This window comes from Streptomyces sp. NPDC003016 (assembly GCF_053591455.1).
Genome location: NZ_JBSFTV010000001.1, coordinates 14,802 through 38,895 on the forward strand (window position 1 = coordinate 14,802; position 24,094 = coordinate 38,895).

24 protein-coding genes are annotated in these 24,094 nt (G+C 71.6%); 16 read left to right on the plus strand and 8 right to left on the minus strand.

The window, feature by feature from the left end:
• Positions 1-23: 23 nt before the first annotated feature.
• Together ACWDZ4_RS00065 and ACWDZ4_RS00070 are read right to left on the minus strand one after the other, a co-directional pair.
• Entirely contained in the window at positions 24-728 is a 705-nt protein-coding gene (locus ACWDZ4_RS00065) for a hypothetical protein (protein WP_451506175.1), read from the minus strand.
• A gap of 92 nt (positions 729-820) precedes the next feature.
• A complete protein-coding gene (locus ACWDZ4_RS00070) occupies positions 821-2,146 on the minus strand; it encodes a DUF2252 domain-containing protein (RefSeq protein ID WP_451506176.1) in 1,326 nt (441 codons plus the stop codon).
• Between the two features lie 168 nt (positions 2,147-2,314).
• Here ACWDZ4_RS00070 and dnaE point away from each other — a divergent pair, with 168 nt between their 5' ends.
• Positions 2,315-5,854 carry a DNA polymerase III subunit alpha gene (gene dnaE, locus ACWDZ4_RS00075; protein WP_451506177.1) on the plus strand — a complete coding sequence of 1,180 codons (3,540 nt, stop codon included), beginning with the start codon at positions 2,315-2,317 and terminating at the stop codon, positions 5,852-5,854.
• Between the two features lie 122 nt (positions 5,855-5,976).
• Here dnaE and ACWDZ4_RS00080 read toward each other — a convergent pair whose 3' ends face one another.
• Positions 5,977-6,156, minus strand: a complete 180-nt coding sequence (locus tag ACWDZ4_RS00080) for a hypothetical protein (RefSeq protein ID WP_451506178.1) — start codon at positions 6,154-6,156, stop codon at positions 5,977-5,979.
• Between the two features lie 236 nt (positions 6,157-6,392).
• Between ACWDZ4_RS00080 and ACWDZ4_RS00085 the strand changes: the two genes are divergently transcribed.
• From ACWDZ4_RS00085 to ACWDZ4_RS00100, 4 genes are all read left to right on the plus strand, one after another.
• Entirely contained in the window at positions 6,393-7,781 is a 1,389-nt protein-coding gene (locus tag ACWDZ4_RS00085; protein WP_451506179.1) for an NYN domain-containing protein, read from the plus strand.
• 186 nt (positions 7,782-7,967) lie between these two features.
• A complete protein-coding gene (locus tag ACWDZ4_RS00090) occupies positions 7,968-8,939 on the plus strand; it encodes an ABC transporter ATP-binding protein (protein ID WP_451506407.1) in 972 nt (323 codons plus the stop codon).
• The gene (locus ACWDZ4_RS00095) at positions 8,936-9,823 is read left to right on the plus strand and encodes an ABC transporter permease (protein WP_451506180.1); all 888 of its coding nucleotides are present in this window, start codon (positions 8,936-8,938) and stop codon (positions 9,821-9,823) included. Before ACWDZ4_RS00090 ends, ACWDZ4_RS00095 begins: the two co-directional genes overlap by 4 nt.
• Before the next feature lie 56 nt (positions 9,824-9,879).
• Positions 9,880-10,683, plus strand: a complete 804-nt coding sequence (locus ACWDZ4_RS00100; protein ID WP_451506181.1) for an ABC transporter permease — start codon at positions 9,880-9,882, stop codon at positions 10,681-10,683.
• A gap of 96 nt (positions 10,684-10,779) precedes the next feature.
• Here the strand turns inward: ACWDZ4_RS00100 and ybaK are convergent, their stop codons facing one another.
• From ybaK to ACWDZ4_RS00120, 4 genes are all read right to left on the minus strand, one after another.
• Complete coding sequence (gene ybaK, locus ACWDZ4_RS00105) at positions 10,780-11,274, minus strand: Cys-tRNA(Pro) deacylase (protein ID WP_451506182.1); 495 nt, start codon at positions 11,272-11,274, stop codon at positions 10,780-10,782.
• Between the two features lie 18 nt (positions 11,275-11,292).
• Positions 11,293-12,120 carry an LON peptidase substrate-binding domain-containing protein gene (locus ACWDZ4_RS00110; RefSeq protein ID WP_451506183.1) on the minus strand — a complete coding sequence of 276 codons (828 nt, stop codon included), beginning with the start codon at positions 12,118-12,120 and terminating at the stop codon, positions 11,293-11,295.
• Between the two features lie 5 nt (positions 12,121-12,125).
• Positions 12,126-13,178 carry a hypothetical protein gene (locus ACWDZ4_RS00115; RefSeq protein WP_451506184.1) on the minus strand — a complete coding sequence of 351 codons (1,053 nt, stop codon included), beginning with the start codon at positions 13,176-13,178 and terminating at the stop codon, positions 12,126-12,128.
• A 220-nt stretch (positions 13,179-13,398) separates the two neighbouring features.
• Positions 13,399-15,006, minus strand: a complete 1,608-nt coding sequence (locus ACWDZ4_RS00120) for an oxidoreductase (protein WP_451506185.1) — start codon at positions 15,004-15,006, stop codon at positions 13,399-13,401.
• Positions 15,007-15,151: 145 nt separating this feature from the next.
• Here ACWDZ4_RS00120 and hisD point away from each other — a divergent pair, with 145 nt between their 5' ends.
• From hisD to ACWDZ4_RS00170, 10 genes are all read left to right on the plus strand, one after another.
• A complete protein-coding gene (gene hisD, locus ACWDZ4_RS00125) occupies positions 15,152-16,474 on the plus strand; it encodes a histidinol dehydrogenase (RefSeq protein ID WP_451506186.1) in 1,323 nt (440 codons plus the stop codon).
• The gene (locus ACWDZ4_RS00130; protein WP_451506187.1) at positions 16,471-17,604 is read left to right on the plus strand and encodes a histidinol-phosphate transaminase; all 1,134 of its coding nucleotides are present in this window, start codon (positions 16,471-16,473) and stop codon (positions 17,602-17,604) included. Before hisD ends, ACWDZ4_RS00130 begins: the two co-directional genes overlap by 4 nt.
• A complete protein-coding gene (gene hisB, locus ACWDZ4_RS00135; protein WP_451506188.1) occupies positions 17,601-18,203 on the plus strand; it encodes an imidazoleglycerol-phosphate dehydratase HisB in 603 nt (200 codons plus the stop codon). Before ACWDZ4_RS00130 ends, hisB begins: the two co-directional genes overlap by 4 nt.
• Complete coding sequence (locus ACWDZ4_RS00140) at positions 18,200-18,367, plus strand: hypothetical protein (RefSeq protein ID WP_176710115.1); 168 nt, start codon at positions 18,200-18,202, stop codon at positions 18,365-18,367. Before hisB ends, ACWDZ4_RS00140 begins: the two co-directional genes overlap by 4 nt.
• Positions 18,364-19,008: an imidazole glycerol phosphate synthase subunit HisH gene (hisH, locus tag ACWDZ4_RS00145; RefSeq protein ID WP_451506189.1), complete on the plus strand. Its 645-nt coding sequence runs from the start codon at positions 18,364-18,366 to the stop codon at positions 19,006-19,008. The genes ACWDZ4_RS00140 and hisH overlap by 4 nt, the downstream gene beginning before the upstream one ends.
• On the plus strand, positions 19,008-19,736 hold the full coding sequence (gene priA, locus ACWDZ4_RS00150) for a bifunctional 1-(5-phosphoribosyl)-5-((5-phosphoribosylamino)methylideneamino)imidazole-4-carboxamide isomerase/phosphoribosylanthranilate isomerase PriA (protein WP_344498171.1): 729 nt from the start codon (positions 19,008-19,010) through the stop codon (positions 19,734-19,736). The genes hisH and priA overlap by 1 nt, the downstream gene beginning before the upstream one ends.
• Positions 19,733-20,167: a RidA family protein gene (locus tag ACWDZ4_RS00155; RefSeq protein WP_451506190.1), complete on the plus strand. Its 435-nt coding sequence runs from the start codon at positions 19,733-19,735 to the stop codon at positions 20,165-20,167. Before priA ends, ACWDZ4_RS00155 begins: the two co-directional genes overlap by 4 nt.
• The gene (gene hisF / locus ACWDZ4_RS00160) at positions 20,164-20,919 is read left to right on the plus strand and encodes an imidazole glycerol phosphate synthase subunit HisF (protein ID WP_451506191.1); all 756 of its coding nucleotides are present in this window, start codon (positions 20,164-20,166) and stop codon (positions 20,917-20,919) included. Before ACWDZ4_RS00155 ends, hisF begins: the two co-directional genes overlap by 4 nt.
• A gap of 101 nt (positions 20,920-21,020) precedes the next feature.
• Complete coding sequence (locus ACWDZ4_RS00165) at positions 21,021-21,608, plus strand: helix-turn-helix domain-containing protein (protein ID WP_451506192.1); 588 nt, start codon at positions 21,021-21,023, stop codon at positions 21,606-21,608.
• 56 nt (positions 21,609-21,664) lie between these two features.
• Positions 21,665-22,900, plus strand: a complete 1,236-nt coding sequence (locus ACWDZ4_RS00170; RefSeq protein ID WP_451506193.1) for an MFS transporter — start codon at positions 21,665-21,667, stop codon at positions 22,898-22,900.
• A 42-nt stretch (positions 22,901-22,942) separates the two neighbouring features.
• Here ACWDZ4_RS00170 and ACWDZ4_RS00175 read toward each other — a convergent pair whose 3' ends face one another.
• Entirely contained in the window at positions 22,943-23,581 is a 639-nt protein-coding gene (locus ACWDZ4_RS00175) for a TIGR03085 family metal-binding protein (protein WP_451506194.1), read from the minus strand.
• A gap of 105 nt (positions 23,582-23,686) precedes the next feature.
• Between ACWDZ4_RS00175 and hisI the strand changes: the two genes are divergently transcribed.
• Positions 23,687-24,088 carry a phosphoribosyl-AMP cyclohydrolase gene (gene hisI, locus ACWDZ4_RS00180; RefSeq protein ID WP_451506195.1) on the plus strand — a complete coding sequence of 134 codons (402 nt, stop codon included), beginning with the start codon at positions 23,687-23,689 and terminating at the stop codon, positions 24,086-24,088.
• Positions 24,089-24,094: the final 6 nt, after the last annotated feature.

Here is a 24,094-nt window from a genome sequence, read left to right on the forward strand (position 1 = left end):
AGAGGAGGGAGGAACGGCTGGGCTCAGGCGAAGACGCGTGCCGGGCGCGGCGGTCCCCTCCGTCCCACGGAGTGCGCGAACAGACGGCGGTGGAAGGCGGTACGGACCCGGTGGGCGGGCCGCACCGTGCGCCGTACGGACCGGTGGGCCGCGACGGTCACGGCGACGGCGATCAGCAGCGGCCGGAAGGTGAACGCGGCCAGGGTCCGCACCAGCCCTGCGAGCGCCGCCTCGCCGCGCCGCAGCCAGGCCGCGGCGAGCAGCCCCACCGTGACGTGGGCGGCGAGCAGCAGCCAGGGCAGGGCCGGGTCGGGGGAGCCGAGGAGGGCGGCGGCGCCCTCCCGGGAGCCCGGGGCCGCGGCCGGTACGAGCGGGACGCCCAGGCCGGTGCCGGAGCCCCCGCCGCACAGCACGTCGAACCCGACGGAGCGCAGGGAGCCCGTCACCGGGCCGCCCGACGGCCCGTAACAGAGGTGCTGCCCGGTGGTGAAGACGGTGTCGGCGGCCAGTTCCAGCGGGACGAGCAGGCCGGCGATGGCGCCGAAGCCGCGCTCCCGGCCCGCCAGCGCGTACGCGACGGCGAACACGCAGGCCGCGATCGCGGCCACCGCGGTCAGGGGCAGCGGGACCCGGGAGAGCAGCACATGGGACGCGACGGAGAGCGTGACGACGAGCGCGGTGAAAAGCGCCGCGCGCGCCGCCCTCGGCTGCGTCCCTGATACGTCCATGGAACGTGAGTTTGCCACGGCTTCAGGTAAGAGGCCCCTAAAGCCCGACCGGCTGCCCGACCGGCTGTCCGGCCGGCTGTCCGGCCGGCCGCTCAGAGGCCGGGGATCCGGCCGTTGCGGAACAGGTCGACGAAGATCTGGTGGTCGGCCCGCGCCCGCGCCCCGTAGGAGTGCGCGAAGTCCACCAGCAGGTCTGCGAAGTTCTCCTCGTCGCCCGCGATCGCCGCGTCGATCGCCCGCTCCGTGGAGAACGGCACCAGCGAGTGGCCGCTCTCGTCGTCGGCCGCCGCGTGCATCGTGGCGGTGGCCCTGCCGAGGTCGGCGACGACCGCGGCGATCTCGTCCAGGTCGTCGATGTCCGACCAGTCGAGGTCCACGGCGTACGGCGACACCTCCGCGACCAGCTGCCCCGCCCCGTCCAGTTCCGTCCAGCCCAGCCACGGGTCCGCGTGCGCCTGGAGGGCGCGCTGCGAGATCACCGTACGGTGGCCCTCGTGCTGGAAGTAGTCGCGGACGGCGCCGTCGGTGATGTGCCGGGAGACCGCCGGGGTCTGCGCCTGCTTCATGTAGATCACGACGTCGTTCTCCAGCGCGTCGCTGTTGCCTTCGAGCAGGATGTTGTACGAGGGCAGGCCCGCCGACCCGATGCCGATGCCGCGCCGCCCGACGACGTCCTTCACGCGGTAGGAGTCGGGGCGGGTCAGGCTGGACTCGGGCAGCGTCTCCAGGTAGCCGTCGAAGGCCGCCAGGACCTTGTAGCGGGTGGCGGCGTCGAGGTCGATGGAGCCGCCGCCGGACGCGAAGCGGCGTTCGAAGTCACGGATCTCGGTCATCGAGTCGAGCAGCCCGAAGCGGGTCAGCGAGCGGGCGGAGCGCAGCGCGCCGAGCAGCGGGCCCTCGGCCGTGTCCAGTGTGAAGGGCGGCACCTCGTCGTTCTTGGCGCCGGTGGCCAGGGCGTGGACGCGCTCGCGGTAGGCGGCGGCGTACGTCCGCACCAGCCCGGTGATCTGCTCGTCGCTCAGCGCCTTGGTGTAGCCGATGAGCGCGACGGAGGCGACGAAGCGCTTGAGGTCCCAGGTGAAGGGGCCGACGTACGCCTCGTCGAAGTCGTTGACGTTGAAGATCAGCCGGCCCTGGGAGTCCATGTACGTGCCGAAGTTCTCGGCGTGCAGGTCGCCGTGGATCCACACCCGTCCGGTGCGCTCGTCCAGGTACGGCCCGCCGTGCTGCTCACGCTCCAGGTCGGCGTAGAACAGGGACGCCGCGCCCCGGTAGAAGGCGAAGGCGGAGGCGGCCATCTTGCGGAACTTGACCCGGAAGGCGGCCGGGTCGGCGGCCAGGAGCCTGCCGAACGCGGTGTCGAAGACGGCGAGGATCTGCTCGCCGCGCTGAGCGGCGTCTGTCTGCTGGACCGACATCGCCGGTTGCCTCCTGGTGCATGACGTTCTTGACAAATAGGACAGGCTTTTCCCTGTGTCCAACGCCCGACCGTACTCGTGAGTGCCCGCTCGTTGTCAGTGGGCCGACGTAGACTTCCAAGCTGTCCCCCCGACCTGTCACCGACCGTTTTGCCGGAGGCCCCCGCCGTGACCAAGCCGCCCTTTACGCACCTCCACGTCCACACCCAGTACTCGCTGCTGGACGGTGCCGCGCGGCTCAAGGACATGTTCGAGGCGTGCAACGAGATGGGCATGTCGCACATCGCGATGACCGACCACGGCAACCTGCACGGGGCGTACGACTTCTTCCATTCGGCGAAGAAGGCGGGGGTGACGCCGATCATCGGCATCGAGGCGTACGTCGCGCCCGAGTCGCGGCGCAACAAGCGGCGCATCCAGTGGGGCCAGCCGCACCAGAAGCGCGACGACGTGTCCGGTTCCGGCGGCTACACGCACAAGACGATCTGGGCGGCGAACAAGACCGGCCTGCACAACCTCTTCCGGCTGTCCTCCGACGCGTACGCCGAGGGCTGGCTGACGAAGTGGCCCCGCATGGACAAGGAGACCATCTCCCAGTGGTCGGAGGGCCTCATCGCCTCCACCGGGTGTCCCTCGGGCGAGGTGCAGACGCGGCTGCGGCTCGGCCAGTTCGACGAGGCGGTCCAGGCCGCGTCCGACTACAAGGACATCTTCGGCGAGGGCAAGTACTTCCTGGAGCTGATGGACCACGGCATCGAGATCGAGCGCCGGGTCCGTGACGGGCTGCTGGAGATCGGCAAGAAGCTGAACATCCCGCCGCTGGTCACCAACGACTCGCACTACACCTACGCCCACGAGGCGAGCGCGCACGACGCGCTGCTGTGCATCCAGACCGGCAAGAACCTCTCCGACCCGGACCGCTTCCGCTTCGACGGCACCGGCTACTACCTGAAGTCGACCGACGAGATGTACGCCGTCGACTCCTCCGACGCCTGGCAGGAGGGCTGCGCCAACACCCTCCTGGTCGCCCAGCAGATCGACACCGAGGGCTGGTTCCAGGAGCGGAACCTGATGCCCAAGTTCGACGTGCCCGAGGGCTACACCGAGGTGACGTGGTTCCGCGAGGAGACCATGCGCGGCATGACCCGGCGCTACCCGGACGGCATCCCGGACGACCGGCTCAAGCAGGTCGAGTACGAGATGAAGATCATCATCGACATGGGCTTCCCGGCGTACTTCCTCGTGGTCGCCGACTTCATCATGTGGGCCAAGAACAACGGCATCGCGGTCGGCCCCGGCCGAGGCTCCGCGGCCGGTTCGATCGTCGCGTACGCCATGGGCATCACCGACCTCGACCCGATCGAGCACGGCCTGATCTTCGAGCGGTTCCTCAACCCCGAGCGCATCTCCATGCCCGACGTCGACATCGACTTCGACGAGCGCAGGCGCGGCGAGGTGATCAGGTACGTCACCGAGAAGTACGGCGCCGACAAGGTCGCCATGATCGGCACGTACGGAAAGATCAAGGCCAAGAACGCGATCAAGGACTCCGCGCGCGTCCTGGGTTACCCGTACGCGATGGGCGACCGGCTCACCAAGGCCATGCCCGCCGACGTCCTCGGCAAGGGCATCGACCTCAACGGCATCACCGACCCCAAGCACCCGCGCTACAGCGAGGCGGGCGAGATCCGGTCGATGTACGAGAACGAGCCGGACGTCAAGAAGGTCATCGACACCGCGAAGGGCGTCGAGGGCCTGGTCCGGCAGATGGGCGTGCACGCGGCCGGCGTGATCATGTCCAGCGAGACGATCACCGACCACGTGCCCGTCTGGGTGCGCCACACCGACGGTGTGACCATCACGCAGTGGGACTACCCGAGCTGTGAGTCGCTCGGCCTGCTGAAGATGGACTTCCTCGGCCTGCGCAACCTCACGATCATGGACGACGCCGTCAAGATGGTGAAGTCCAACAAGGGCATCGACCTGGAGCTGCTCTCCCTCCCGCTGGACGACCCCACGACGTACGAACTGCTCTGCCGCGGTGACACGCTCGGCGTCTTCCAGTTCGACGGCGGCCCCATGCGGTCCCTGCTGCGGCTGATGAAGCCCGACAACTTCGAGGACATTTCCGCCGTCTCGGCCCTGTACCGGCCGGGCCCGATGGGCATGAACTCGCACACGAACTACGCGCTGCGCAAGAACGGCCAGCAGGAGATCACGCCGATCCACCCGGAGCTGGAGGAGCCCCTCAAGGAGGTCCTCGGCGTCACCTACGGCCTGATCGTCTACCAGGAGCAGGTGCAGAAGGCCGCGCAGATCATCGCCGGCTACTCGCTCGGCGAGGCCGACATCCTGCGCCGCGTGATGGGCAAGAAGAAGCCCGACGAGCTCCAGAAGAACTTCGTGCTCTTCCAGGCGGGCGCGAAGAAGAAGGGGTACTCCGACGCGGCGATCCAGGCGCTCTGGGACGTGCTGGTCCCCTTCGCCGGATACGCGTTCAACAAGGCGCACTCCTCGGCGTACGGCCTGGTCACCTACTGGACGGCGTACCTCAAGGCGAACTACCCGGCCGAGTACATGGCGGCGCTGCTGACCTCGGTCAAGGACGACAAGGACAAGTCGGCCGTCTATCTGAACGAGTGCCGGCGCATGGGCATCAAGGTGCTGCCGCCCAATGTGAACGAGTCCCAGTCGAACTTCGCCGCGCAGGGCGACGACGTGATCCTCTTCGGCCTGACCGCCATCCGCAACGTCGGCCAGAACGTCGTGGACTCGATCATCAGGTGCCGCAAGGCGAAGGGGAAGTACTCCTCCTTCCCGGACTTCCTCGACAAGGTCGAGGCGGTCGTCTGCAACAAGCGGACCGTCGAATCGCTCATCAAGGCCGGCGCCTTCGACGAGATGGGCCACACCCGCAAGGGCCTCGTCGCGCACCACGAGCCGATGATCGACAACGTGGTGCAGGTCAAGCGCAAGGAGGCCGAGGGGCAGTTCGACCTCTTCGGCGGCATGGGCGAGGAGGACAGCGACGAGCCGGGCTTCGGGCTCGACGTGGAGTTCTCCGACGTCGAGTGGGAGAAGTCGTACCTGCTGGCGCAGGAGCGCGAGATGCTCGGCCTGTACGTCTCCGACCACCCGCTCTTCGGGCTGGAGCACGTCCTGTCGGACAAGGCCGACGCCTCGATCTCCCAGCTCACCGGCGGCGAGCACTCCGACGGCGCGATCGTCACCGTCGGCGGTATCATCTCCGGCCTCCAGCGCAAGATGACCAAGCAGGGCAACGCCTGGGCCATCGCGACCGTCGAGGACCTGGCCGGCTCCATCGAGTGCATGTTCTTCCCGGCGACGTACCAGCTCGTCTCGACCCAGCTCGTCGAGGACACCGTGGTCTTCGTCAAGGGCCGCCTCGACAAGCGCGAGGACGTCCCCCGGCTCGTCGCCATGGAGCTGATGGTTCCGGACGTGTCCTCGGCGGGGACGAACGCTCCCGTGGTCCTCACCATCCCGACGGTGAAGGTGACGCCGCCGATGGTGACCAAGCTCGGTGAGATCCTCAAGCACCACCGGGGCAACACGGAGGTCCGGATCAAGCTCCAGGGGGCCCGCAAGACGACGGTGCTGCGGCTCGACCGGCACCGGGTCCAGCCGGACCCGGCGCTCTTCGGCGATCTGAAGGTGCTGCTCGGCCCGTCCTGCCTGGCGGGATGACCGGCCGGAGCGGCTGAAGAGCGAGAACGCACGCAGACCAGAACGCACATAGACCAGAACGCACACAGAAGGGGCGCACCCGTCGTCACGGGTGCGCCCCTTCTGTTTCCGCGGGGCGCGCGTCAGTTGTGGCCGAAACGCCGCTGGTGCTTACGGGCAATGTCAGCAGGGCTGCCCTGTGCGTGCGAATGCTGGTGGGCATGGGATTCGAAGGCGCTGTCCTTCGCCTGGTCGGTTCCACGCACCACAGCGGACGCACGGTCCTGTGGGGCGCCCTGCTTGCGGTTCTTGTTCTTGGCCATGGTGCTGCCTCCTGTGGGGGTTCTGGGGGCCAGGGCCGGGACCAGATTCACACAGGCCGACAAAACCCGCATTTTGGATCATTACTGTGCGTAATTGAGATCGGTGCGGAACAACTTCGATATCCGCCACGCCGATGATCGAGTTCCCGCCGTTAACCCTCACGCAGTCGGGCAGACTCGAAGGAAGCCTGAAGCACTCCCGAAGCACCTTCCGATCCCGAGGTTCCCGAAAGAGGGTGGAACGCGTGGACCGCTGCGTCGTCCTGGTGGACGCCGGCTACCTGCTGGGCGCCGCCGCGAGCCTGCTCGCCGGAGAACCGGCCCGATCCCGCATCACGGTGGACCACGCGGCCCTCATCCAGGGCCTGCGAGAACGTGCCGAAGCGGACACCCAGCAACCGCTGCTCCGCATCTACTGGTTCGACGGCGCCCCCGACCGCGTACCGCAGCCCGAGCACCGGCGGCTGCGGGTCATGTCGCGCGTGACGGTCAGGCTCGGGGCCCTGACCCGCAGCGACGGGCGCTGGGCCCAGAAGGGCGTCGACGCGGCGATGCACGCGGAACTGACCGAACTGGCCAGAAATCGCGCCTGCTCGGACATCGTGCTGGTGACCGGGGACGGTGATCTGCTACCGGGGCTGATGTCCGCCAAGGAACACGGCGTAGCGGTCCACCTGTGGGCAGTGCAGGCCGCCGACGGGGACTACAACCAGTCCGAGGACCTGGTCGCCGAGGCCGACGAGCGGCGCGTGCTGGACCGGGTGTGGATCACCAAGGCGGTACGGACCAAGGACCTCACCGGGATCTGCGCGCCGCCACCGGTGCCGCGGCCGGAAATCGCCGCGATCCTGTCGGCCCCGCTGCCGGAGTCGGCGCTCGCCGCTTCGGCGGAGCGGGCGGCACAGGCCCAGGCGCAGGCACGGGCCGGAGCCCCGGACGGAGAAGCGGGGCCGGGTACGGGCGCGGCCGTACGCAACGGGTCTTCGGCGGCGGTCCCGGCCGCCCCGTCGGCCCCCGCGTGCACGTCCGCCGCGAACGGGTCCGGCGAGGCGCATCCGCCGCACGGCGCCAGGGTCGTGCCGACCCCCAAGGACCTCGCGAGCCTGCGCGGTCCCGGCACGCAGGCGGCGCAGCACGCGGCCGGGGCCGGGGCCGGGGCCGGGACGGCGAACGGGACGCCGGGCGGCACCACCGGGGCGACCCTGCGCTGGTCCTCCGACAAGGGCTGGGTGGAGCGCCCCGGCGGCGGCAGCCCGCTCGGTGAGCCGGCCGAGACCGCCTCACTGCCGACGCTGGCCCAGCTGACCAGCGCGGAGCAGCGCTGGGCGGACCGCGAGGAGGACATCACCACGGTCGGCGGCGATCCCTTCGAGGTCGGGCAGGTCTTCGCCCGGCGGTGGATGGAGCGGCTGCCGGATCCGGGCCACACCCAGAAGCTCTCGACGATGTACCCGAGGATCCCGCACCGCATCGACGGCGAGCTGCTGCGGTACGCGGCGCGGTTCGGGCTGCTGGCGCACAAGGACGACCAGATCGACGAGCACGACCGGTACGCGATCAGAGCGGGCTTCTGGCGCGAGATCGACGTACGGGCCGCGGCCGAGCACGCGACGGCGGGGGAGTAGCGCGGCGACGGACGCGGGAAGGGGCGGGCAGGCAGAGGAACGGGGAGAAGAACAGGGAAGGGAAGCCTGCCCCGCGCCCGCTCCGCCGCGCCTGCGCCGCCCCGGCGCCGGTGCCGGGCCGGGAACCCCGTAGGCTCGTCCCTCGTGAGTACGGGCACAGCGCAGGCGGGACGCGGCACAGCAGTCGTGTGTGCCGTGCGGGATCTGGTCAAGACGTATCCCGCCGCCCGGAGCCGGCGCGGGGCCCCCGCGACACCGGCCGTACGGGCCACGGACGGGATCTCCCTCGACGTGCGGCGCGGCGAGATCTTCGGGCTGCTCGGGCCCAACGGCGCCGGCAAGTCCACTCTCGTACGCCAGCTGACCGGCCTCATGCGGCCGGACTCCGGAAGTGTCGAGCTGCTGGGGCACGATCTCGTGCGCCACCCCGAGCGGGCCTCGCGGCTGGTCGGGTACCTGGGCCAGGAATCCACCGCGCTGGACGAACTGACCGTGTCCCTCGCCGCCGAGACGACCGGACGCCTGCGCGGGCTCACGGCGAAGGCCGCGCGGGCCGAGCGGGACGACGTACTCGAAGAGCTCGGACTGGGCGGGATCGCCGGGCGGCCGCTCCGGAAGCTGTCCGGCGGACAGCGGCGGCTCGCCTGTTTCGCCGCCGCGCTGGTGGGTGAGCGGCCCGTCCTGGTACTGGACGAACCGACCACCGGCATGGACCCCGTCGCGCGGCGCGCGGTGTGGGCGGCGGTCGACCGGCGGCGGGCGCGCAACGGTGCGACCGTCCTGCTCGTCACCCACAACGTCATCGAGGCCGAGACCGTCCTGGACCGTGTCGCGGTGCTGGAGAGTGGCCGGGTGATCGCGTGCGACACCCCCGCCGGACTCAAGGCGCGCGTCGCCGGTGAGGTGCGGCTCGACCTCGTGTGGCGGGAGCGGGCGCCGCTGGACGTGCCCGAGGTCGCGGCGCTGCGCGCGTCCGCGCAGGAGTCCGGGCGGCGCTGGGTGCTGCGGCTGGCTCCCGACGAGGCGCGGGCGGCCGTGGCCGCCGTGACCGGTGGCGAGGCCTTTGCCGCGCTCGACGACTTCACGCTGGCGACGCCGAGCCTCGAAGACGTGTACCTGGCACTCGGCGGACGTACGAAAGGGCTGGTCAAGGCGTGAGTGTCGGGCCCGCGGAAACCTGTTCCGCGCAGACGCGGATCAAGCGGATCAAAGGGGCGAAAGAAGCGGAGGAAGCCGGGGAAGCGGCAGGGGTGGGAGAAACAGCCGCCGACGTGACCGGCCGGGGACCCGCGCCGCTCGCGCCCCGCGCCCGGCTGCTGCCGTCGCTCGCCGCCGTCTACCGGGCGCAGCTGTCCCGGGCGCGGGTGGCGCGCATCCCGCTGCTGTTCGTGGCGACGTTCCAGTCCGTCGGGATCATGGTGCTGATGCGCGGGGTCGTCGACGGGGACGGTGAGGCACGGGCGGTCGTCGCCGGGTCGAGCGTGCTCGTGGTCGCCTTCGTCGCGCTGAACCTGCTCGCCCAGTACTTCGGGCAGCTGCGGGCGAGCGGTGGCCTCGACCACTACGCGACGCTGCCGGTGCCGCCCGCCGCGGTGGTGCTGGGCACGGCCGCCGCGTACGCCTCCTTCACCGTGCCCGGCACGTTCGTCACGGCCGTCGTCGGCTGCACGCTCTTCCAGCTGCCGCTCACGCATCTGTGGGTCCTGGCCGCGGTGATTCCGCTGGCGGGGGCCGCGCTCGCCGGGCTGGGGGCGGCGCTGGGGCTGCTCGCGCCGCGGCAGGAACTCGCGACGCTGCTCGGACAGCTGGGGATGTCCGCGGCCCTGCTGCTGGGCGTGCTGCCCGCGGACCGGCTGCCCGCGCCGATTTCGTACGCCCGGGACCTGCTGCCCTCGACGTACGGTGTCGAGGCCTTCGCGCGGACCTTCGACGCGCATCCCGACTGGCCCGCCGTGGCGCTCGATCTGGCGGTGTGCGCGGCCGTCGGGGTCGTCTCGCTGGCGGTCGCCACCTGGGCATACCGGCGGGCAGCGGTCCGTTAGACGGCCGGCAGCGGTCCGATGAGGCGTGGACCCGGGGCGCCTGGCACGATGGCAGGGTGACCGCTCCTCTGACGCCGCCTCACCGGCAGCCGCCGAACGACCCCTGGCAGAAGGCCGACGCCGAGGCCGCCGCTCCACTTCCGTCCTGGCCCCGCCACGGCCACGGCCCCGACGCCGTGACCGCCACGGAGGCGGACGGCGACGGGGGCGGCGAGCAGGACATCAGTCTGTCCACGGAGGTGGTCAGGGCCTTTGTGGTGGTCCTGGCGCTGACGGTTCTGGGTGTCGCGCTGGGGCTGCTGTGGCTGTGGCTGGCGCCGCGCGTGCCGCTCGTCTCCACCGACACGGCCGTCTTCCTCAAGGACACCGAGGGCGAGGAAGCGGTGGGCGCGGACGGCACGTTCGTGCTGCTGGCGCTCGCGTTCGGCGCGGTCGGCGCGGCTCTGGCCTTCTGGTTCAACCGGCGCGGCGGCATTCCGCTGGTGGTGGGACTGGCGCTGGGCGGGCTGCTCGGCTCGCTGCTGGCATGGGGCGTCGGCGTCTGGTTCGGGCCGACGGACGACGTGGTCGCACGGGCGCGGGAGGTCGGGCAGGGCGTCACGTTCGACGCGCCGCTCAAGCTCGGGGCGAAGGGGGCGCTGCTGGCGTGGCCCATGGCCGCGATGCTCGTCCACCTGGCACTGACGGCGCTCTTCGGGCCTCGGGACCCGGAACCGGAGTGGGGTACGGCGTACGGAGATCCGGGGCCCGCACCGGATCAGGGACCGGACGTACCGGACCTGGCTGTACCGGACCTGGCCGTACCGGGCCCGGATGTACCGGGTCCGAACCCGGACGCCGGGGACGGCACGCGCCCCTGAAGCCGCCGTCGGCGCCGGTACGGAACCGGCGGGCCGACGGGCTCGCCATGAGCCCGTCGAGTCGACCGGGTGCCGACCGGGGACCGGGTTACGCCCTCACACGCGGCCGATCGGGGCGATCACCGCGTCCGTCAGCGCCGCCAGGTCCGCCGGGGACAGTTCGACCTCCAGCCCGCGGCGGCCCGCCGAGACGCACACCGTCTCGTACGACGAGGCCGAGGCGTCCAGGACCGTGCGGAGCCTCTTGCGCTGCCCCAGCGGGGAGATGCCGCCGCGGACGTACCCCGTGGTGCGTTCCGCGGCCGCCGGGTCCGCCATCGCCGCGCGCTTCCCGCCGACCGCCGCCGCCAGTGCCTTGAGATCGAGAGAGCCCGCCACCGGGACGACCGCCACCGTCAGGGTGCCGTCGATGTCGGCCACCAGGGTCTTGAAGACGCGGTCCGGAGAAACACCCATCGCCTGCGCCGCCTCCTCGCCGTACGAGGGGGCCGCGGGGTCGTGCGCGTACGCGTGAAGGGTGTACGCCGTTCCCGCAGCCGCCAGGGCGACCGTCGCGGGCGTGCCTGCGGACTGCTGCTTCCTCTTGGCCACTGCGGCTCTGTCTCCGGATCAGTTGGGGCTGGTGGGTTTCCTGGTCAGTTCGGTGGCCGGCAGCGAGGGCAGGTGCCGGATCACCGCGGTCTCGGTGCGCAGGAGCTTCAGTTCTTCACGCAGCCGGGTCGCGGTGTCGGGAGCCTGCAGCAGGCGCTGCCTCGCCGGGACGTCCAGCACCGTCGCGGCGGCGACCAGGTACGAGACGACGGACGGCTCGTCCGGCAGCTCCGCGCCGGTGGCCAGTGAGCGCTCGCGCGCACCCGCCAGCCGCTTCTGGTAGCCGCGGAACGCCCGCAGCACACCCTCGGCCAGCGCGCCCGCGTCCTCGCCCTGCTCCTCGGGCAGTTCCTCCACCTCGGCGGTGAGGTACGGCCCGCTCGCGTCGACGGAGAGGAGCCTGACGCGGGTCGTCCCGGTGGCCAGCACCTCGTAACCGCCGTCTTCGAGCTCGCGGATCGTCGCCGCGTCCGCGATGCAGCCCACCTGGTGGAACGCCTGGATCGGGTCCGGACCGAAGCCCGCGGCGGGACCCCGCTCGGCCGGGGACGTGGCGTCCGGCATGCCGGGGGCGGTGGCGGCGACCTCCCGGCCGTCGCGGATGGCCACGACCACGAAGCGGCGCGGCTCCTCCTCGGAGAGATCGGAGAGATCGGAGGGGTCCGAGGGGGAGGAACGGGACGAGGCGGACGCGCCGGAGGAGTCTGCCGGGTCGCCGGAGTCCGCGCCCTTCGACAGGTCGCGCATCATGGCGCGATAACGCTCCTCGAAGACGTTCAGCGGCAGTACGAGGCCGGGGAACAGGACCGAGTTCAGCGGGAAGAGGGGCAGGCGAGCGGTGGTCACAGCGGCTAAGCGTAATGGCCGTCGGGCCGGATCCGGCGGGCCGTCCTGCGCGAAGGCCGCAAAGGCATCGTCGAGGCCACCTGGATCCGCGCGGCGCCGCGCAGTTCCAGGAACTCGCCCAGCGCGTCGTCGCTCAGATGCGCCCAGGGGAACGAGGTCGCGTACGGCCCGATCAGCCGGAACTGTTCGAGAGCCTCGGCCCACCGTCCCCGGGCCGCCAGGACGTACACCAGCAGGTTGCGGACCTCGGCCGGCCACGGGTCGCCCGCCGGGTACGCGGCGGACAGGGCGATCGCCAGGTCGGCCGCCGCGTCGACGCGCTCGTACGGAATGACCGCGTCCGGACGGGCCGGGTCGGCGCCGCTCAGCAGGTGCGCGAAGGCCGCGCGTACGGGCAGCGCCTGCACCAGCGATCCCGGCAGGGCGTCTTCGGCGGCCTGTTCGGCGAAGTCGAAGCACTCGCGGTGCGAGCCGTACCACTGCGCGGAGAGGTACTGGAGCGCGGAGACGTGGCACCCGTAGTGGTGCGAGGAGCGGCTCACCGCCCGGGCCCACAGCTCCTCGAAGGCGGTGTGCGCGGCACGGGTGCCGCGCGCGTGGTCGAGGGCGATGCGCCACGGCACCGGGTCGCGCGGAGCGGCGTCGGCCGCCGCCTCGATCAGCGGGCCCGCGGCGTGCAGCCGCTCGGCGCGGGCCGGCGAATCCCAGAGCCTGCGCACCGACAGCTCGGCCTTGACGAGCAGGGCGTCGGGGTGGTGCGGGGCGGCGGCCAGCCAGCCGTCGAGCCAGTCCTGGCGGCTGAGCGCGAAAGTGGCGAGGCGGACCGTGTACCGGTCGCGGTTCTCCCACTCGGCGCCCTCGCGGGTCGCGGCGAGGAGGCCGGCTGCGGGGCCGTGGTCGCCGAGGGCCGCGGCGACCAGGGCCGGGCCCAGTCGCCCGTCGGGGACGTCGAGCAGCACCTGGTCGTCGCCGGGCAGGCCGGCGCCGAGCTCCGGGGCGTGGCGGATCATGCGCGCGGTGCTGGTCAGAGCGCGAAGGAATGACATGGTGTGAACCATTGAAAACCGCAGGTCGGGGCCGCGCCAGAGGGCTGAGTGAAGCTTTCGCATCGACCGGAAAGGTTGTGCGGCGGCAGGTCAAGGGACGGCAAAGAAGACGAGGCGGGGGGCTTCCCCCGGCCCTCGGCCCCCAGTCCCGCCTTCCTGCCCCCAGCCTCGCCTTCCTGCCCCCAGGCGCCTGCCCCCCGCCCCCCTTGCCCCCGGACGGGTCCCCGTCCGGTCAGCCGCGCCGCAGCAGCCGTGACGCCCCCGCCGCGACCGTCGTCGCCAGGATCCAGCCGAGCAGGATCAGCCCGGCCGCCGCCCACTGCCAGCCGCCCCGCAGCAGCCAGTGCCCGTCCTGCCCCAGATCGATCACCGGCAGCAGCAGGTCGAGCGCGAAGAGGGAGGCGTTCCACTGCGGATGTTCGCCGGGCTTGATCGGACCCGGATCGAGCCGGGCGAACGCCACCGTGCCCGCCGCCCACAGCACGGCCATCCACACGGCCGCCCGGCCCGGACGGTAGCCGTACGCCACCGTCCAGTCCTGGAGGAGGCCCCACAGCTTCCCGGCGAGCGGCAGCGTCTCGCGCCGCCGGCGCTGCTTGGCCAGGAGCACCTCGCGGGCGTCGGCGTCCTCCCCGCTGCCGCGCAGTACGGCGGCGAGCCGCTCGTACGGTTCGGGGGCGTACTCCGGAGTCGCCGCCGTCACCCACTCCAGCCGCTGCGCGAGCGGGAACAGCCCGCGCGGTACGAGGCAGTCGTACGTGAAACCGCCCATGGTGAGCCCGCCGGGCCGCGGCCAGCTGTCCGCCTTGTCCACCAGGTTGCCGACCTTCGCCCCGGACAGCACCACCTTCCCCTCCTCCGGCCGTTCGCACAGGAACCGCAGCTCGGGCGTCTGGACCCGGCGCATCGACAGCTCCTGCCCGAGCGACATGACGAACCGCGCGCCGTCGAGGTCCACGGCGTCCCCGAACCGCCCGTCGTCCAGCCGCAGCCCGCCCTCGCACTCGAACCGCTGCACGCGGGTGCCGCGTACCGGCGTGTTCCCGATGCCGTACGGCGGAGTGGTCCCCGGCGCCGCGCCCCGGGGCCCGATCCCCGCCGGCGTCATGTAGAGCGTGCGCTCCACCGTCATCTGCGGGGCGTTCAGCGCCCGCCGCCCCTCCACGCCGTACGGCCTGCGCAGCCGGCTGCCGCGCAGGCTCAGCGAGACCCCGACCTTCGCGCCGCGCAGGCTGAACTCGCCGTGCGACTCGATCATCTCGGCCTGGAGGTCCTGGGCGACGGACAGGCCGTCGGCGGCGATCGAGCGGCCGTTGCGGTCCTGGCGTACGACGATCTGGTTGATCAGCAGATCCGTGCCGATCTGGGCGTCGGTGAGCCGGATGCCGCCGGGGACGCTGCACCGCGGCAGGTGCAGATCGCCCTCCGTGTGCAGCCGGGCCGCCTCCAGCCGGGGGATGGCGCACCCCACCATGCGCAGCGTGGTGAAGTGGCACTCGGGCAGCAGCACCTCCTTCTCGAAGCGGCAGCTGTGCATCTCGACGTACGGCTCGACCCGCCCGCCCGCGAGCGTGAGGGTTCCCGTGATCTGTACGCCGGTGAGCTTGAGCGCGGCGACCCGCCCGGGCAGCGCGGGCGGCCCGCTGAGCAGCAGCAGCGCGACGACGCGGGCGCGGACACTGCGCTCGGGGGGCCATGGTCTGGTGGTCAGGGGGTCGTCGAGGACGGGATTGCGGGTGCGGAGGTCGTAGGTACTGCCGTTGCGGAACGCCTGCCACATGCCCATTTCGGAGACACTGAGCCAGTCGGGCGCTTCGACGTCTTGCTGCGGCTCGGTCAAGGCCGCCCCTTTCGTCGACTCGTACAGCCGTTCTTCCCTCTGGGTGACGGACTGAACGCCAGTAGTGATGAATGAGGCGTGGGACGTGTATCAGTCAGTGATACGGAGGCTCGGCCGCCGGATGGGGTCTGAGAGAATTGGCAGCGTGATCTCTCGAATCGATCTGCGCGGTGACGTCCTCCCCGAGGGCGCCGACCTGCGCGACCTGCTGCCCCGTGCCGACTTCGACGTACAGGCCGCCCTCGACAAGGTGCGGCCCATCTGCGAGGACGTGCATCATCGGGGCACGGCGGCGCTGATCGAGTACGCGGAGAAATTCGACGGCGTGAAGCTGGAGCGCGTACGGGTTCCGGCCGAAGCGCTGAGCGCCGCCCTGGAGCAGCTCGACCCCAAGGTCAGGGCCGCGCTGGAGGAGTCGATCCGGCGCGCCAGGATCGTCCACCGCGAGCAGCGCCGCAGCGAGCACACCACCCAGGTCGTGCCCGGCGGCACGGTCACCGAGCGGTGGGTGCCGGTCGGGCGGGTGGGCCTCTACGCGCCCGGCGGCCTCTCCGTCTACCCCTCCTCCGTGATCATGAACGTGGTTCCCGCGCAGGAGGCGGGCGTCGAATCCATCGCCCTCGCCTCCCCCGCGCAGAAGGAGTTCGGCGGCCTGCCGCACCCGACGATCCTGGCGGCCTGCGCGCTGCTCGGCATCGACGAGGTGTACGCCGCGGGCGGCGCCACGGCCGTCGCGATGTTCGCGTACGGCACCGACGAGTGCGCGCCGGTCAACATGGTCACGGGCCCCGGCAACATCTGGGTCGCCGCCGCCAAGCGCTACTTCACCGGCCTGATCGGCATCGACACCGAGGCCGGCCCGACCGAGATCGCGGTCCTCGCCGACGCCACCGCCGACCCGGTGCACGTCGCCGCCGACCTGATCAGCCAGGCCGAGCACGACCCGCTGGCCGCCGCCGTGCTGGTGACGGACTCCGAGGAGCTCGCGGACGCGGTCACCGAGGAGCTGGAGCCGCAGGTCGCGGCCACCAAGCACAGCGACGACCGGATCATCCCGGCGCTGGGCGGCAAACAGTCCTCGATCGTCCTGGTCGACTCCATGGAGGAGGGCCTCAAGGTCGTCGACGCGTACGGCGCCGAACACCTGGAGATCCAGACCGCCGACGCCGCCGCGCTCGCCCGGCGCGTGCGCAACGCGGGAGCGATCTTCGTCGGCCCGTACGCCCCGGTCTCACTCGGCGACTACTGCGCCGGCTCCAACCACGTCCTGCCGACCGGTGGCTGCGCCTGCCACTCGTCGGGCCTCTCGGTCCAGTCGTTCCTGCGCGGCATCCACATCGTGGACTACACGCGCGAGGCGCTCGCCGAGGTCACGCACCACGTGGTGACGCTGGCGGAGGCGGAGGACCTCCCGGCGCACGGAGCCGCTCTCAAGGCGCGCTTCGGATGGAAGGTGCCGACGGAATGACCCGTACCACCAGCAACACCCGTATCGACGACCTCCCCATCCGCGACGAGCTGCGCGGCAAGTCCCCGTACGGCGCGCCGCAGCTGGACGTGCCCGTACGCCTCAACACCAACGAGAACCCGTACCCGCTGCCCGAGGCGCTCGTCGAACGCATCGCCGAGCGCGTGCGCGACGCGGCCCGCGAACTCAACCGCTACCCGGACCGGGACGCGGTCGAACTCCGCACCGAACTGGCCCGCTACCTCACCCGCACCGCCGGGTACGAGGTCGCCATGGCCAACGTGTGGGCGGCCAACGGCTCCAACGAGGTCATCCAGCAGCTGCTCCAGACCTTCGGCGGCCCCGGCCGCACCGCGATCGGTTTCGAGCCGTCGTACTCGATGCACGGCCTCATCTCGCGCGGTACCGGCACCGGCTGGATCTCCGGCCCGCGCCACGGGGACTTCACCATCGACGTGGCGGCGGCCGAGAAGGCCATCGCCGAGCACCGCCCCGACGTCGTCTTCATCACCTCACCCAACAACCCCACGGGCACCGCGGTCGGCGCGGACACCGTCCTCGCCCTCTACGAGGCCGCCCAGGCGGCCAGGCCGTCCCTGGTCGTCGTCGACGAGGCGTACGGCGAATTCAGCCACCACCCGTCCCTGCTGCCGCTGATCGAGGGCCGGCCGAACATGGTGCTCTCCCGCACCATGTCCAAGGCGTTCGGCGCCGCCGGTCTGCGCCTGGGCTATCTCGCGGCCGACCCCGCCGTGGTCGACGCCGTACAGCTGGTGCGCCTGCCGTACCACCTGTCGTCCGTCACGCAGGCCACCGCGCTCGCCGCCCTCGAACACACCGATACGCTGCTGGGGTACGTCGAGCAGCTCAAGACCGAGCGGGACCGCCTGGTCACCGAGTTGCGCGCCATCGGATACGAGGTCACGGACTCGGACGCGAACTTCGTCCAGTTCGGCCGGTTCGACGGCGCCACCGGCTCGCACGAGGCGTGGCAGCGGATCCTCGACCAGGGCGTCCTGGTCCGTGACAACGGCGTACCGGGCTGGCTGCGGGTCACCGCCGGCACCCCCGAAGAGAACGACGCGTTCCTGGATGCGGTACGCGAACTCAAGAAGGAGCAGAGCTCATGACTCGCGTTGACCGCGTCGGCAGGATCGAGCGCACCACCAAGGAAACGTCCGTCGTCGTCGAGATCAACCTCGACGGCACCGGCAAGGTCGATGTGTCGACGGGTGTCGGCTTCTACGACCACATGCTCGACCAGCTCGGCCGCCACGGCCTCTTCGACCTCACCGTGAAGACCGACGGCGACCTGCACATCGACTCGCACCACACCATCGAGGACACCGCCCTCGCGCTCGGCGCCGCCTTCAAGCAGGCGCTCGGCGACAAGGTGGGCATCTACCGCTTCGGCAACTGCACGGTGCCGCTGGACGAGTCGCTCGCCCAGGTCACCGTGGACCTCTCCGGCCGCCCGTACCTCGTGCACACCGAGCCGGAGAAGATGGCGCCGATGATCGGCGAGTACGACACGACGATGACCCGGCACATCCTGGAGTCCTTCGTCGCGCAGGCCCAGATCGCCCTGCACGTGCACGTCCCGTACGGGCGCAACGCGCACCACATCGTGGAGTGCCAGTTCAAGGCCCTGGCCCGCGCCCTGCGGTACGCCTCGGAGCACGACCCGCGCGCCGCCGGCATCCTCCCCTCGACCAAGGGCGCCCTGTGACCGGTCTCTCCACCATCCTGATCGTCGTCGGGCTCTTCCTGCTCGGCGGCGTGTACTCCTTCTGGAAGCAGGAGCTGCCCAAGGGCCTCGTCGTGCTTCTGGGCATCGGCGCCGTGATGTGCCTGGTCGCCGGTGTCATGCGAATCCAAGGACTCTGGGAATGAGCGACACGAGCAAGAAGGTCGTCGTCTTCGACTACGGCTTCGGCAACGTCCGGTCCGCCGAGCGGGCGCTGGCCCACGTCGGCGCGGACGTCGAGATCACCCGCGACTTCGACAAGGCCATGAACGCCGACGGGCTGCTCGTCCCCGGCGTCGGAGCCTTCTCCGCCTGTATGAAGGGGCTGCGCGAGGCGCGCGGCGACTGGATCGTCGGCCGCAGGCTCGCCGGCGGCCGACCGGTCATGGGCATCTGCGTGGGCATGCAGATCCTCTTCGAGCGCGGCATCGAGCACGGCGTGGAGACCGAAGGGCTCGACGAGTGGCCCGGCACGGTCGGTCCGCTCCAGGCGCCCGTCGTCCCGCACATGGGCTGGAACACCGTCGAAGCACCCGCGGACAGCGAGCTGTTCGCCGGCCTCGACGCCGGCGCGCGGTACTACTTCGTGCACTCGTACGCCGTGCACGACTGGAGCCTGGACGTCACCAACCCCAAGATCCGTGCGCCCAGGGTCACCTGGACCACGCACGGCGAGCCCTTCGTGGCGGCCGTCGAGAACGGCGCCCTGTGGGCGACCCAGTTCCACCCCGAGAAGTCCGGCGACGCCGGTGCCCAGCTGCTGACCAACTGGATCGGAACCCTCTGATGTCCCAGAAGCTCGAACTGCTCCCCGCCGTCGACGTCCGCGACGGCCAGGCCGTGCGCCTCGTCCATGGCGAGTCCGGCTCGGAGACGTCGTACGGCGACCCGCTCCAGGCCGCTCTCGCCTGGCAGCGGGCGGGCGCCGAGTGGCTGCACCTCGTCGACCTCGACGCGGCCTTCGGCACCGGCGACAACCGGGCGCAGATCGCCGAGGTCGCCCGTTCCATGGACATCAAGGTCGAGCTGTCCGGCGGCATCCGCGACGACGCCTCGCTCGCCGCGGCGCTCGCCACCGGCTGCAAGCGCGTCAACCTCGGTACGGCCGCGCTGGAGACCCCCGAGTGGGTCGCCAAGGTCATCGCCGAGCACGGCGACAAGATCGCGGTCGGCCTGGACGTACGCGGCACGACGCTGCGCGGCCGCGGCTGGACCCGCGACGGCGGCGACCTCTACGAGACGCTGGCCCGCCTCGACTCCGAGGGCTGCGCGCGGTACGTCGTCACCGACATCGCCAAGGACGGCACGCTCCAGGGCCCGAACCTGGAGCTCCTGAAGAACGTCTGCGCCGCGACCGACAAGCCCGTCGTCGCCTCCGGCGGCGTCTCCTCCCTCGACGACCTGCGCGCGATCGCGTCGCTCGTGCCCGAGGGCGTCGAGGGCGCGATCGTCGGCAAGGCCCTGTACGCGAAGGCGTTCACGCTGGAAGAGGCGCTGAAGGCGGTCTCGGAATGACAGGCTCCCTTTCGGGTCCCTCCTCGGGCTCCTCCGCATCCGTGCGCCGGGTCTCCACCGGCGCCCCGTGGGAGGAGCAGTTCGGCTACTCCCGCGCCGTGGAGCTGCCGAACGGCCTGGTCCTGGTGTCGGGCTGCACGTCGGTCGTGGACGGCGTCATCGACGCCGGTACGCCGTACCAGCAGACGATCACGGCCTTCGGCGTCGCCTTCGGCGCGCTGGAGCAGCTCGGCCTCGGCCGCGAGGACGTCGTGCGCACCCGGATGTACCTCACGCACGCCCGGGACGTGGACGACATCGGCCGCGCCCACAAGGAACTGTTCGACGACATCCGTCCGGCCGCGTCAATGATCATCGTCTCGGGCTTCGTGGACCCGAGCCTGGTCGTCGAGATCGAGATCGAGGCCTACCGAGGAGGCCGCGCGTCATGACCCTCGCGGTCCGAGTGATCCCCTGCCTGGACGTCGACAACGGCCGGGTCGTCAAGGGTGTCAACTTCCAGAACCTGCGCGACGCGGGCGACCCCGTCGAGATGGCCAAGCTGTACGACGCGGAGGGCGCCGACGAGCTGACGTTCCTCGACATCACGGCGTCGTCCGGCAACCGCGAGACGACGTACGACGTGGTGCGCCGCACCGCCGAGCAGGTCTTCATCCCGCTGACGGTCGGCGGCGGCGTCCGCACCACCGAGGACGTCGACAAACTGCTGCGGGCCGGCGCGGACAAGGTCGGCGTCAACACCGCCGCGATCGCCCGCCCCGACCTGATCCGCGAGATCGCGGAGCGCTTCGGCCGCCAGGTCCTGGTGCTGTCGGTCGACGCGCGCCGTACGGAATCCGGCTCCTTCGAGGTCACCACGCACGGCGGCCGCACGTCCGCCGGCATCGACGCGGTCGAGTGGGCGCACCGGGCTGCCGAGCTGGGCGCGGGCGAGATCCTGCTCAACTCGATGGACGCGGACGGCACCAAGGACGGCTACGACACGGAGATGATCGCGGCGGTGCGCAAGCACGTCACGGTGCCGGTGATCGCTTCCGGCGGCGCGGGCCGCCTCGCCCACTTCCCGCCGGCGATCGCGGCGGGGGCGGACGCGGTGCTGGCGGCCTCGGTCTTCCACTTCGGAGACCTGCGCATCTCCCAGGTCAAGGACGCACTGCGGGAGGCGGGCCACCCGGTCCGCTAGCTGCCGCTGCCCTCCCCGGGGCGTGTCCTCGGGCGCCGGACGGGCCGCATCTGCCCGCTGAGCGGGGATCGTTCCCGCTCAGCGGGTATTACCGTGCTCGCATGTCGGAGAATCAGTCGCGCCGGATCACGGATCTCGGCACGCTCAAGGCCTTCGGGCACCCCCTGCGCATGAAGCTCTACCGGGCGCTCTTCGTCGCCCGTACCGCCACCGCGTCCCAGCTCGCCGAAAGCGTCGGTGAAGCCGTCTCGCTGGTCAGTTACCACCTGCGCAAACTCGCCGGCCACGGCCTGATCGAAGAGGCCGAGCAGCAGAGCGAGGACGGCCGGGAGCGGTGGTGGCAGGTCAGCTCGCGCGGGCTGAGTTTCCGTGACGAGGACTTCGGCGACGCACCGGAGAGGGTCGCCGCGCACGTCGCCGTCGGCCGGATCTCCTTCGAGCAGCGCGGCGACCTCTACCGCCGCTACCTCGAAGACCCGCAGGCATGGTCGCCGCAGTGGCGGAGTGCCTCCTTCAGCTCCGAGTACCTGCCACGGCTGACGGCCGACGAGCTGGCGCGGCTGAGCCGCGAGATGGACGAGCTGATCAAGAAGTACGACGAGATCGGGCGCGCCGCCGATGAGGCGGGTGAGACCGAGGGGCGCGAGAACGTCGCGGTGCATGTGTACGGGTTCCCGTTCCGGATCTGAACGAAAACAAGAAATAAATATTGCGCAACTAATCTTTCGTATCTATGGTCGGGGTCATGACCGCCGTCCTGGCCGCCGCGCGGCCGCCCGTCCACCGTGACCTCAACGTGCTGCGCTGGCTCGGCGCGTACGCGACCTCGATGGTCGGCGACAGCGTCTACTTCATGGCTCTGGCCTGGGAGGCGGCCCGCTCCGGCAGCCCCGCCCAGGCCGGCCTCGTCCTCGCGCTCGGCTCCGTGCCGCGTGCCGTGCTGATGCTCGGCGGGGGAGTGCTCGCCGACCGCTTCGGGCCGCGGCGGGTCGTCATCGGCAGCGACGCCGTGCGCTGCGTGGTGATCCTCGGTACGGCGGCGGCGTTGCTCCTGACCAGCCCCTCCCTCGGGCTGCTGATCACGGTCGCGCTGGTCTTCGGCACGGTCGACGCCCTCTTCCTGCCCGCCGTCGGAGCCCTGCCGCCCCGGATCGCCGAACCCGCGCAACTGGCCCGCCTCCAGGGACTGCGCGGTCTCGCGGCGCGCGTCGCCAACGTCGCCGGGGCGCCGCTCGGCGGGCTCGCGGTCGCGCTGGGCGGGTCGGCCGCCGCCTTCGCCGTCGCCGGAGCGCTGTTCGCCGCATCGCTCGCGCTGCTGTTCGCCGTACGGATCGCCCCGCTGCCCACCGACGGCGCCGAGGCCGTCCGTGGCACCGCCCGGCGCGAACTGGCCGACGGGCTGCGCCACATCCGCCGCCACCGCGTACTCGCCCCGCTGACGCTCGTCGTCGCCCTCGGCGAGCTCGGCTTCGTCGGGCCGCTCAACATCGGCCTCACCCTGCTCGCCCGGCAGCGCGGCTGGGGCGCCGCCGGCATGGGCTGGATCGTCGCCGCCTTCGGCGCCGGCGCGGCTGCGGCCTCACTGCTGATCGCGGTACGGGGACGGGTGGAGCGCGCCGGGCTCGTGCAGTGCCTGGCGCTGCTCGCCGGCGCCGTGCCCCTCGGCGCCCTGGCGTTCGTGCCGAACGTCGCGCTCGCCACCGTCGCCGGGGTCCTTGTCGGGCTGCTCGCCGGGCTCGGCGGCGCCCTCGGCGCCGCACTCGTCCAGACCCACACCGCCCCCGCCTACCTGGGCCGCGTCACCTCGGTCCAGACGCTCTTCGCCCTGGGCCTCGCCCCGCTCTGCTACCCGGCCGCGGGCGCGGCGATCGATGCCTGGGGCGCCCGGCCGGTGTTCGTGGTCAGCGCGGGGGTGTGCGCGGCGGGCGCCCTGGCCGGACTCTGCTTCCGGGACCTGCGCCGCGCCGAACTCCCGCGCTGACCACGTCGTCCGCCACAGGGCGAGAGCACGGCGGCTACATGGCTACATGGCGATACCGAGCTTGGCGTCCTGGAGACGGGCGATCGCGTCCTTGTCGCCCTCCAGCTCCACCCGCGCCACGTCCTGCCGTCCGAAGGCGAACAGCACCAGCTCACCCGGCTCGCCGGTGACCGTCACCACCGGCGTCCCGCGGTGCGCCACCGCCGTCTGGCCGTCCGGGCGCCGCAGCACCATCCCCACCGGCGACTTCCGGCCGAGGACGCGGGCCATCTTCTCGATCCGCGACCACAGGGCGTTGGCGAAGACCGCGTCGAGTTCGCGCGGCGTCCAGTCGGGCTGTGCCCGTCGGACGTCCTCGGCATGGACGTAGAACTCGACGGTGTTGGCGGCCTCGTCGACCTGTTTGAGGGCGTACAGGGACATGCGGGGCGGACCCGTACGGATGAGCTGGATCAGTTCCTCGTACGGTTTGGCGGCGAACTCGGCCTGCACCCGCTCCAGGCGGGCCTTCAGCGGCCCCAGCATTATCCCGCCCGCGGCGTCCGCGCGGCGCTCGCGCACCACCACGTGGGCGGCGAGATCACGGGTCTTCCAGCCGTCGCACAGCGTCGGGGCGTCGGGTCCGGCCGCCTCCAGGAGATCGGCGAAAAGGAGTCGTTCACGCTTGGCATGGGTCGACATGGTGGCCAGCGTACGGCCGTTGCCCCCGCCACGGCCACGGCGCCGCGCGTCCAATGACCGGACGACGTCCGTGCCGGAGCCCGCGGGCGCGGCACAATGGCGCACATGACCAGCACGCCCCAGCCAGGCACCCCCCAGCCGGGCTCCCCCCGCCCCAGCCGCCTCGACCCCGCCGTCGCCGCCCGCCTCAAGCGCAGCGCCGACGGCCTGCTCCCGGCCATCGCCCAGCAGTACGACACCGGTGAGGTGCTGATGCTCGGCTGGATGGACGACGAGGCGCTCCACCGGACCCTCACCACCGGCCGCTGTACGTACTGGTCGCGCAGCCGCCAGGAGTACTGGGTCAAGGGCGACACCTCCGGGCACTTCCAGCACGTCAAGTCCGTCGCCCTCGACTGCGACGCCGACACCGTGCTGGTCCGGGTCGACCAGGTCGGCGCCGCGTGCCACACCGGCGACCGCACCTGCTTCGACTCCGACGTCCTCCCGCTCGCGCTCGCGCAGTAAGGCCAC